The organism is Paenirhodobacter enshiensis, assembly GCF_000740785.1.
Classification (GTDB): domain Bacteria; phylum Pseudomonadota; class Alphaproteobacteria; order Rhodobacterales; family Rhodobacteraceae; genus Rhodobacter; species Rhodobacter enshiensis.
The window spans coordinates 1-9,950 of record NZ_JFZB01000008.1; the positions used below are offsets into that span (position 1 = coordinate 1).

Annotated in this window: 7 protein-coding genes; 3 read left to right on the forward strand and 4 right to left on the reverse strand. The window is 67.7% G+C overall.

Annotation, left to right across the window (positions count from 1 at the left end; genetic code table 11):
* The 4 genes from CG50_RS17420 to CG50_RS06675 form a co-directional block, all read right to left on the reverse strand.
* Window positions 1-855 (reverse strand): Hint domain-containing protein (locus CG50_RS17420; RefSeq protein WP_051909644.1); only part of this gene is annotated, 855 nt, incomplete at its 3' end.
* 356 nt (window positions 856-1,211) lie between these two features.
* Complete coding sequence (locus CG50_RS06665) at window positions 1,212-1,700, reverse strand: bactofilin family protein (RefSeq protein WP_036636362.1); 489 nt, start codon at window positions 1,698-1,700, stop codon at window positions 1,212-1,214.
* Window positions 1,690-3,000 carry a M23 family metallopeptidase gene (locus CG50_RS06670; protein ID WP_036636364.1) on the reverse strand — a complete coding sequence of 437 codons (1,311 nt, stop codon included), beginning with the start codon at window positions 2,998-3,000 and terminating at the stop codon, window positions 1,690-1,692. Before CG50_RS06670 ends, CG50_RS06665 begins: the two co-directional genes overlap by 11 nt.
* 230 nt (window positions 3,001-3,230) lie before the next feature.
* Complete coding sequence (locus CG50_RS06675; RefSeq protein ID WP_036636365.1) at window positions 3,231-3,713, reverse strand: peroxiredoxin; 483 nt, start codon at window positions 3,711-3,713, stop codon at window positions 3,231-3,233.
* Between the two features lie 149 nt (window positions 3,714-3,862).
* Here CG50_RS06675 and CG50_RS06680 point away from each other — a divergent pair, with 149 nt between their 5' ends.
* From CG50_RS06680 to CG50_RS06690, 3 genes are all read left to right on the forward strand, one after another.
* Window positions 3,863-7,201: an AsmA-like C-terminal region-containing protein gene (locus tag CG50_RS06680; RefSeq protein WP_036636367.1), complete on the forward strand. Its 3,339-nt coding sequence runs from the start codon at window positions 3,863-3,865 to the stop codon at window positions 7,199-7,201.
* A gap of 38 nt (window positions 7,202-7,239) precedes the next feature.
* Entirely contained in the window at window positions 7,240-8,307 is a 1,068-nt protein-coding gene (gene queA / locus CG50_RS06685) for a tRNA preQ1(34) S-adenosylmethionine ribosyltransferase-isomerase QueA (protein WP_036636369.1), read from the forward strand.
* Between the two features lie 72 nt (window positions 8,308-8,379).
* Window positions 8,380-9,720: an MFS transporter gene (locus CG50_RS06690; protein ID WP_051909646.1), complete on the forward strand. Its 1,341-nt coding sequence runs from the start codon at window positions 8,380-8,382 to the stop codon at window positions 9,718-9,720.
* The last annotated feature ends 230 nt before the right edge of the window (window positions 9,721-9,950 follow it).

Consider the following 9,950-nt stretch of genomic DNA (forward strand, 5'->3'; position numbering starts at 1 on the left):
AACGACCGGCTGAACCTCCTCGGCGATATCGACGCCGGGAAGCTGCAGAAGCTGTCTGGCGGGGACCAGGACCTCGGATTCGCCGAACATCTTCTCGGCGATCTTCGAACGCACAAGGATCCGGTGCTGCGGCGAAACGGTCAGATCGCGATGCGGCAGCGCCGCGCCCTCGCTGTCAAAGCCGAGCGCGCCGGCCGCGATGCGGATCGGGCGCAGCTTGGGCTGTTTGACCAGACGCAGCTGAGATACCTCGGTGGAGCCGATCCAGCGCAGCGGCTGCGGCCCGTGATCGCGGGTCAGCACCAGATCGCCCTCGGCCAGATCCTTGATCGCCACCTCGCCGCGCGCTGTGGCGATGCGGGTGCCGCCGGCAAAGCAGGGGAAGGTCATCGACTGCAGGTCGCTAGCCGAGTTGCTGACGTAATAGAGCCGGGTTCCCGAGGTCGGCCAGGTGCCGTCGAAGGTGTATCCGATGATGTTGCCGCTGGCGTTGCTGATCGCGACCATGCGGTAGGTAGTGCCAGCGCCGTCGCGCACGGTGATCTCGTATTCGTCCTCGAGGTTCGTGCCAGTGGCAACGACGCTGCTGTTCGAGGTGGTGGTGACCAGCTGGTTCGCCCGGTCGTCTTGCAGCAGGAAGTTGCTGTCGGTCATCGTGACCGTGGTCAGCGAGCTGGTGCTGTAGGTGATGGTGAAATGTGAACTGCCGACGTTCGACCAGCTGCCGCCGCCCGGGTCGCCACTTGTCGTTTCACCGCTCGTGTTTCCAGTCCTGCCCCAGTTCGTGGGTTTGTGCGCGCTGTTGCTGAAAGCGATGGCGCCCGGAGTGAAAAAGCTGAACGAATACGTGCCCACGATACTGATCCCTGACTGGTGCGAAGTTTCTAAGTCTCAGTCTTAAAGTCTCTGGTTTGCGTGTATCGGCCATATACGGCGGGAAAATGGCGGATTTCGGGCCGCCAGAGCAGGCATCCGGGCGCGCTTCGCCATATTTCCAAGGGGTAAACGGCTTCGCGCCTTCGGTCCATAGCTTTACTTGCTGAATGGTTAAGACCAGCTCCCTGCACGGCGCAATCCGGCTCATCAGCCGTTTCCGGCCATGGATCCCGAAGGCAGCCGCCAGAAATACAGATGCCGGAAACGCAATCGGGGGTGCCCTATGGACACCCCCGACCGGCGATTTTCAGGCATCGGGCCGGCGCCGGGAGCGCTCAGGCCTCGGTCTTGGGCTCGGGCGGGGCGAGCTTCGGCGTCGGGCCGCCTGCGAGCGGGTCTTCCTGACGCTGCACCGAGCCCTCGAAATGCGCGCCGCTCTCGATGGCGATGGTCTTGTGGATGATGTCGCCCTCGACCCGCGCGGTGGCGGTCAGGCGCACCTTCAGGCCGCGCACCCGGCCCACGACGCGGCCGTTGATGATGATGTCATCGGCCACCAGCTCGCCGCGGATCGTGGCGGATTCGCCCACGGTCAGCAGATGGGCGCGGATGTCGCCTTCGATCACGCCCTCGACCTGGATGTCGCCGGTGGTCTTGACGTTGCCGACGATGGTCAGGTCGGACGACAGCACCGAGGCCGGCGGCTTCGCGCGCGGCGCGGACGCGGCGCCGAATTCAGAGGCCGGGGCGGCGGGCGCCTCGTATTTCGGGGTTTCCGGGGCCACCTTGGGACCGGGCTCGTGGATCTTGCTTTTAGAAAACATCTTGTGCCGCCTTGATGAAGGTCATCGGGTTGATCGGGGTGTCGCCAACGCGGATTTCGTAGTGCAGATGCGGTCCGGTGGACCGTCCGGAGTCGCCACTATCACCAATCAGGTCGCCGCGCGACACCTTTTGCCCTTCGTGCACCAGGATTCTCGACAGATGCCCGTATACCGTCGAGATGCCGTAATCGTGCTGGATCCGGATCATCTGGCCATAGCCGTTCTCCCATCCGGCTTCGACGACGGTGCCGTCGGCGGGGGCATGAACGTCCATGCCGATCGGGCCGGCGAGGTCGATCCCGGCATGGAGACGCCCCCAGCGATAGCCGAAGGGCGAGGTGAAGCGGTAGCCGCCGTTCAGCGGGATCGCGAAGGGCAGCTTGTCGACCGCGATGCGATACATGTTCATCCGGTCGAGCTGATCGAGGATGCCCTGCGCGCGGGCGTCGTCATTGGCGAACAGCGACGCGCTTTGCGACGACAGCGTGACCTGCGACAGAGGGCCGCCAACCCCCGAATATCCCTTGCGCACCTGATCGAGGATGCTCTTCGGATTGACCCCGGCCTTGCGGAACATGCTGTCGAGCGGTTCCATCGAGATCTTTACCGCGCCCTCGATGGTGGTGAAGATCTGGTTGGTGTGCTGCTCGATCAGCCGCTTTTCGAGCGCCGCCTGATCGGCCTGCTGGCGTGCGCTGTCGGCATCCTGGCGCGCCGCGTCGCGCTCGGCTGCCGTCGCGTCGAGCGCGGAGGTCAGCATGTCGACCGTGCCGCCCATGTCGTCGGCCTTGGCCGCGAGGCTTTGACCGCTGCCCACGCCGCGCGCCACATCGAGCGCATGGCGCGCCGCATCGCGTTCGGCCACGGCGCGGCGCAGCGTCGTCTGGATCGCGTCGATGCCGGTTTCGACCTCGCGGCGGCGCTCTTCCGAGGCCATAAGCTGCGACTGCATCGCCGAGACCTGATCGAGCGCGACCTGGAACCGCTTTTGCGCGGCCAGCGCCTCGGCGGCGCGGCTGTCGCGTTCGCGCGCGAGGTCGATCAGGCGCTGCTCGAACGCGGTCTGCGCCAGCGCCGCCTGCTCGCGCGAGGAGCCCGAGGAGATCGAGCTGATGAACAGCACCGAGCTTGCCCCCACCGCCCATACGAAGCAGAACCCCGCCGCCCCGAGCGCGGTGAGCTGTGTCAGCGGGCGCAGCCGCACGTAACGGGTGGTGTTGTCGGACTTCATGAAGAACCGCTGCTCGGGCAGCCAGTGCTCGAGCCGTCGGTTGATGCTGACCAGAAGTCGTCTGTGCACGCGCGGATATCCTCTGTCGCCGGGGCCGCCATGGGGGAAGGGGGGCGGGTTGTCCGGGCGGGGCGTGCATAGCAAGCCCGGGGCCGGGGCCGCAACCGCTTTCCCGTCGAGGGGAGGCGGTCGCGGGCGGCATCTTGCCGATCGAAGGCCCGCGATGGGCTGAAACGGGCCGGCGCCTCCGCGGCTGCGGGGCGGACCGGGCGGGGCGGGCGAGGCGGGCGGGGCGCGCCTCAGCCGAGGGCGCGCACCGCTTCGAGCACCTCTTCGGCATGGCCCTTGACCGAGACCTTCGGCCAGACCTGCACGATCTCGCCCTTGCCGTCGATCAGGAAGGTCGAACGCCGGATCCCCATCGAGGTGCGGCCATACATCGTCTTTTCCACCCAGACGCCATAGGCCTCGCAGACCGCGCCATCCTCGTCCGAGGCCAGCGCGATCCCGAGCCGGTGTTTGTCGCAGAACTTCTGGTGTTTGGCGAGCGTATCGCGCGAAATCCCGACGATCATGGCGCCGGCGGCCTGGAACTGTGCCGCGAGGCGGGTGAAGTCGAGCGCCTCGGTGGTGCAGCCGGGGGTGTCGTCCTTCGGGTAGAAATACAGCACCACCGGCTTCGGGCGCAGCGCCGAGAGCGTCAGGGGTGCGCTCGCGCCGCTTCCGTCCGGGGCGGTCGCGGGCAGGGTGAAGTCGGGGGCGGGATCGCCGGTCTGTGGCATGGGAAACTCCTGTTTGATCCGGATGTGTGATCCGGAGGCGCTTGTCTCTGTCCTTCATGTAGGTTCTAACACGGGCGATGACACCCCGTTCGTTGCCTTTGCCCGGCCCGGGTCCGGCAATTGGGGGTGTGCGCAGGAGCAGAGTGGGAATGGACGAACAGGGCGCGGCGGGGACCGGCTGGCAGCCGGGGCAACGCCCGGCGGGGCGCCGGCGGCGCCGTGCCGGGATGCTGCTGTCCGTGCTGCTCGGGCTGCCGTTCTCGGCACTGTCGGTGGCTGTGGCCTATGTCGCTCTCGGCCATGTCCCGGTGCCGGTGCCGCGCTGGATCACCGGCCAGATCGAGGCGCGGGTGAATGCCGCGCTGGACGGGCGGCTGGCGGTGGGCATCGCGGGCGGGGCCGAACTGGTGATCGACGCGGGATTCGTGCCCCGCATCGAGCTGCGCACCGTGCGGGTGCTCCAGCCGTCGGGCCAGTCCATCGCCGTGCTGCCCGAGATCGGAGCGAGCTTCTGGCCCGAACCGCTGATCCGCGGCCGCCTGGTGCCGCGCCGGTTGCGTCTCGACGGGGCGTCGGTGGCGCTGCGCCGGTTGCCCGATGGCAGCCTCGACATCGACCTTGGCGCAGGCGGCGGCTTTCAGGGCTTCGATCTGCGCAATGTCGGCCATGTGACCGAGGCGATCGAGCAGGTCTTCGCCACCCCGGCACTGGCGGCGCTGGAGGGGGTCAGTGCCGAAAACCTGCGCATCCGGCTCGACGATGCGCGGCTCGACAAGGTGTGGCAGGTTTCGGGCGGCGGGTTCGAGCTGAGCCAGGACGCCGACCGGATCGCGCTCAATCTCGGGATGAACATCGGCGCGCAGGGCGGCGCGCCGGCCCGTGTGGCGCTGGCGGCCGCGACCTCGAAGCACGGACCCGAGGCCGAGTTCCGCGCGGATGTGACCAATGTGCCTTCGGGCGATCTGGCGATGCAGTCGCCGGCGCTGGCGATGCTCGGTCTGATCGACGCACCGATCTCGGGCTCGCTCGGCACGGGGATCGACGCTCAGGGTCAGCTGCGCCGGATGGAGGCGACGCTTTCGGTGGGCGCGGGCGTGTTCAGCCCGGCCAGAGGGGCGACGCCCGTTCCCTTCGAGTCCGCCACGCTGCACCTCAGCTATGACCCCGAGCGCCAGAGGGTCGAGATGAGCGACGCCCGCGTCGCCTCGCGGGCACTGCGCTTTGCCGCCTCGGGCGAGATGTATCTGCACGATTTCGCCTCGGGGCTGCCGACGGGCGGGGTGGGGCAGCTGCGGCTGACCGATCTGCAGGTCGACCCCGAGGGCGTGTTCGAGCGCCCGGCGCGGTTCTCGCTCGGGGTGGTGGACATGCGCTTGCGCACCGAGCCGTTCCGCGTCGACATCGGGCAGATGCAGCTGCTCGACGACCGGACGCGGATCTCGGGAAAGGGCGCGGTGTCGGCGGGCGAACAGGGCTGGCGGATCGCGTTCGATGCCGGCATCGACCGGATCGGACGGCGCGATCTGATGGCGCTGTGGCCGGCTGCACTGGTGCCGCCGACGCGGGCCTGGGTCGACGAGAACATCGCCACGGGCGAGCTGCACAACGTGCGTGCCGCAATCCGTCTGGCGCCGGGCACCGAGCCGCGGTTCGAGCTGGGCTACGAGTTCCGCGACACGCAGGCGACGCTTCTGCGCACCCTGCCGCCGGTGCGCGACGGGCGCGGCTTTGCCACGATCTTCGACAACAGCCATGCGCTTAAGGTGGAAACCGGCGTGATCGACGCGCCCGAGGGCGGCGCGGTCGACGTTTCGGACAGCCAGATCGTGGTGCCCGACATCCGCGAGAAGCCCGCGCGCGCCGATATCCGGCTGATGACGCGCTCCTCGATCCCGGCGGCGCTGTCGGTGCTGGATCAGCCGCCGTTCGAATTCATGAAGAAGGCCGGCAAGACGCCCGATCTTGCCACCGGCACCGCCGAGGCGCGCACCGACCTGTCCTTCCTGCTGGAGAAGAAGATCGACCCGAAGGATGTCGATTACCATGTCGATGGAGTGCTGCACGATGTCAGCTCGGACCGGCTGGTGCCGGGCAAGGTGCTGACCTCTGCCGAATTGCGGCTGAAGGCCGATCGCGAGGGCATGACCATCGGCGGGCCCGGGGCGCTCGATGGGGTGGCGTTCGATGGCACCTGGAGCCAGCGCTTCGCCCCCGAGGAGAAGGGTCATTCCCGCGTCGAGGGCTATGCGCGCGTCACCCCCGAGGGGCTGGACCGGCTGGGCATCCGGCTGCCGGCGGGGATGGTCGCGGGCGAGGGGTGGGGCCGGCTCGCGCTCGATCTGCTGCCGGGCGAGCGGGGAAGCTATGATTTCACCACCGATCTGAAGGGGCTTGAGCTGGCGCTGCCGGAGATCGGCTGGACGAAGCCCGCCCCTGCCGCGGGCGAGCTGACGGTGGACGGTGCCCTCGGCAAGCCTCCCACCGTCGACAAGCTGGTGCTGAACGCGCCGGGGCTGAGTGCCACGGGGGCGCTCAGCCTCGGCGAGGGCGGAATGAAGAGCGCGCAGTTCCCGAAGCTGCGGATCGGCGAATGGTTTCGCGGCGCGATTACCCTGACCGGGCATGGCGCGGGGCGTGCGCCGGACGTGACGGTCGCGGGCGGGGTTCTCGATCTGCGCAAGCTGCCCGAGCATCCGGGGGCAGCCGGACAGGGCATGGACGCGAAGACGAAAGCCGCTGCCGCAGGGGTGCGGATCTCGGGGCGGCTCGATGCGGTGCGGGTCAGCGATCAGATCGCCTTGACCCGGATGCGCGGCCGGTTCACCACGCAAGGCGGGATCGCGGGCGATTTCAGCGGCCAGATCAACGATGGCGCCCCGGTCGCGGGCCAGATCGGCCCGGCGGCGAACGGGCGCACCGCGGTGCGGCTGACCGGAACCGATGCCGGCTGGATCGCCGCCTCGGCCGGGATCACCGACCGCGCCGCGGGCGGGCGGATGGAGATGACGCTCTCTCCCGCCGGCCACAAGAGTTTCGATGGCGAGATCCACATCAACGACCTGAGGCTGACCGATGCGCCGGTGCTGGCCTCGGTGTTGTCGGCGGCCTCGGGGGTGGGGCTTCTCGGTCAGCTCAACGGCGAGGGGATCGTTTTCGGTTCGGTCGACGGCGCCTTTCGCTTGACGCCCGACGGGGTGAGCATCACAAGGGCCGCGGCCCAGGGCGCCGCCATGGCGGTGACCGTTTCGGGCAACATCTTGCCGAAGACCGGGCAGCTCGATCTGGAGGGCGTGGTGTCGCCGTTCTACTTCATCAACGCGATCGGCCAGCTGGTCTCGCGCAATGGCGAGGGCCTTCTGGGCATGACCTACCGGCTGCACGGCACCGCGACGGCGCCCGAGGTCTCCGTCAACCCGCTGTCGATGCTGGCGCCGGGCCGGCTGCGCGATCTGTTCCGCGCCCGCCCGCAGCCGCTTCCGGTGGAATGAGGCGGGACGGGACGGCCGGCGACAACGAGGATACACGGATGAAACTTGAAGATTTCGACTTTCACCTGCCGGAAGGGCTGATCGCCACCCGGCCGGCCCGGCCGCGGACCGCGGCGCGTCTGCTGCTGGCCGAGGGCGACCGGATCACCGACCGCCATGTCTATGATCTGGTCGACATCTTCCAGCCGGGCGACCGGCTGATCCTGAACAATACCAAGGTGATCCCGGCACGCCTTACCGGCACCCGCACCCGTGCGACCGGGCAGGGCGAGGTCAGCGCGAAGATCGAGGTGACGCTGCTGGAACCCGGCGCGGATGGCAGCTGGTCGGCGCTGGCGAAGCCCTTGCGCAAGCTGAAGCCCGGCGAGACGGTGGTGTTCTCGGACACGCTTTCGGCCGAGGTGACCGAGATCGCCGAGGCGCAGCTGCGCCTGAAGTTCAACCTGACCGGGCCGGATTTCGACGCCGCGCTGAATGCCGCGGGCGCGATGCCGCTGCCGCCCTACATCGCCGCGCTGCGTGCCCCCGACGAGGCCGACAAGACCGATTATCAGACCGTCTTCGCCCGCCATTCGGGCGCCGTCGCAGCCCCCACCGCGAGCCTGCATTTCACCCGCGAACTGCTGGAGGCGATCCACGCGAAGGGCGTCGAGTTCACCGAGGTGACGCTGCATGTCGGCGCCGGCACCTTCCTGCCGGTCAAGGTCGACGATGTGGAAAAGCACCACATGCACTCTGAATGGGGCGAGGTGACCGAACAGGCCGCGGCCGAGATGAACGCCACCCGCGCCGCGGGTGGCCGGATCATCCCCGTCGGCACCACCGCGCTGCGCCTGATCGAGAGTGCCGCCGCCGAGGACGGCACGATGCGTCCGTTCCGTGGCACCACCGACATATTCATCTACCCGGGCTATCGCTTCCGGATGACCGATGCGCTGATGACCAACTTCCACCTGCCGAAATCGACTCTGGTGATGCTGGTCTCGGCGCTGATGGGAACCGAGCGCATCCGGCGTATCTATGCCCATGCGGTCGAGACCGGCTATCGGTTCTTCTCCTACGGCGACTCCTCGCTGCTGATCCCCGGGCCGCGCGCACGGGACTAGGCGCGCGCGCCGATCCCGCCTACTCTCGGCCATCCCGGTCCCCCGGTTCTTCCTGCCTTTTCGGAGTTTTCGATGCTGACTGTCCTGCGCACCTCGTGGCCGCTGCTTCTGGGGATCGTGTTGCTGATGCTGGGCAACGGCATTCAGGGCCCGTTGCTGAGTTACCGCGGCGGTGCCGAAGGCTTCGGCACCTTCGAGATGTCCTTCGTGATGTCGGGCTATTACGTGGGCTTTCTGCTCGGCTCGCAGCTGGTGCCGACGATGATCCGCCGGGTCGGCCATGTGCGGGTGTTCGCCGCTCTCGGCGCGATGGTCGCGGCGGTGATGGTGGGCTATGCGGTCTTGCCGAACTGGATCGCCTGGTCGGCGATGCGGGTGCTGATCGGGTTCAGCTTCTCGGGTGTCTACATCACCGCGGAAAGCTGGTTCAACGCCTCGAACAGCAACGAGATGCGCGGTCAGGCGCTGTCGGCCTACATGATCGCGCAGATGATCGGCATCATCGCCTCGCAGGCGCTGATGAACGTGGCGAGCCCCGAGGGCTTCATGCTGTTCGCTCTGTCTTCGATCCTGGTGTCGCTGTCGTTCACGCCCATCCTGCTTTCGGCCCAGCCGGCGCCGGCATTCTCCGAGGTCAAGAGACTGAATTTTATCAATCTTTATCGTTTGTCGCCGCTGAGTGTGATTTCGATGCTGCTGCTCGGAGGCGTGTTCTCGGCGCTGTTCGGCATGGCCGGCGTGTGGGGAAATCAGGCCGGGCTGAGCGTGCGCGAGGTCTCGATCTTCATCGGCGCGATGTATGTGGGCGGGCTGATCGCGCAATACCCGATCGGCTGGATTTCGGACCGGATGGACCGGCGCCGGATCACCGCGGTGGTGTCGGGCATCGGTGCGCTGGCGATGGTGGTGGCCTTCGCGGTGCAGCCCGGTTTCGTCTGGCTGTCGATCCTCGCCGCCATCGCCGGGGGCGTGGCGAACCCGCTTTACTCGCTGCTGATCGCCTATCTGAACGACTACCTCGACCGCGACGACATGGCGGCGGGCTCGGCTGGGCTGCTGTTCGTCAACGGCGTCGGCGCCTTCGTCGGCCCGTTCATCACCGGCTGGCTGATGAGCTTCGTCGGCCCCTGGGGGTTCTTCCTGTATCTTGCGCTGATGTTCGGCGCCATCGCCGCCTATGCGGCCTATCGGATCTGGCTGTTGCCGAACCGCGCCGGTGCCTATCCGAACAGCTTCGCGGTAATCTCTCCCTCGGCTTCGGCTCTGGCCGTGGGGGGGGCGCTCGACGCCAAGGCCGAAGGGGCCGGCGATGCCCTTTCTCAGTCTTCCGCCCCGTCTCTGGCCCAGTCCGCACCCCCCTCCGCGGTCGGGGCGCAGGATGCCTCCCCGAAGGACGGGGCCCCGAAAGCCTGATCTTGGCTCCTTGTCTGCGCCTTTCGTCGCCCTGCCTTTTATGCCGGCGCCTTTTGCGATTGCCACATCCGGTCCCCGGTGTCAGCCTTTCACGCGATGAGAACGGCGGCGCGGCCGGCGGATGCCTTCCGGCGGGGAAAGCGCGCCATTGCGGGATGGCTGAAACTAGTTTAATACCAAACTACTTTCATTGGAGGACGACATGGCAGCGAAACCCTTCGACATGATCG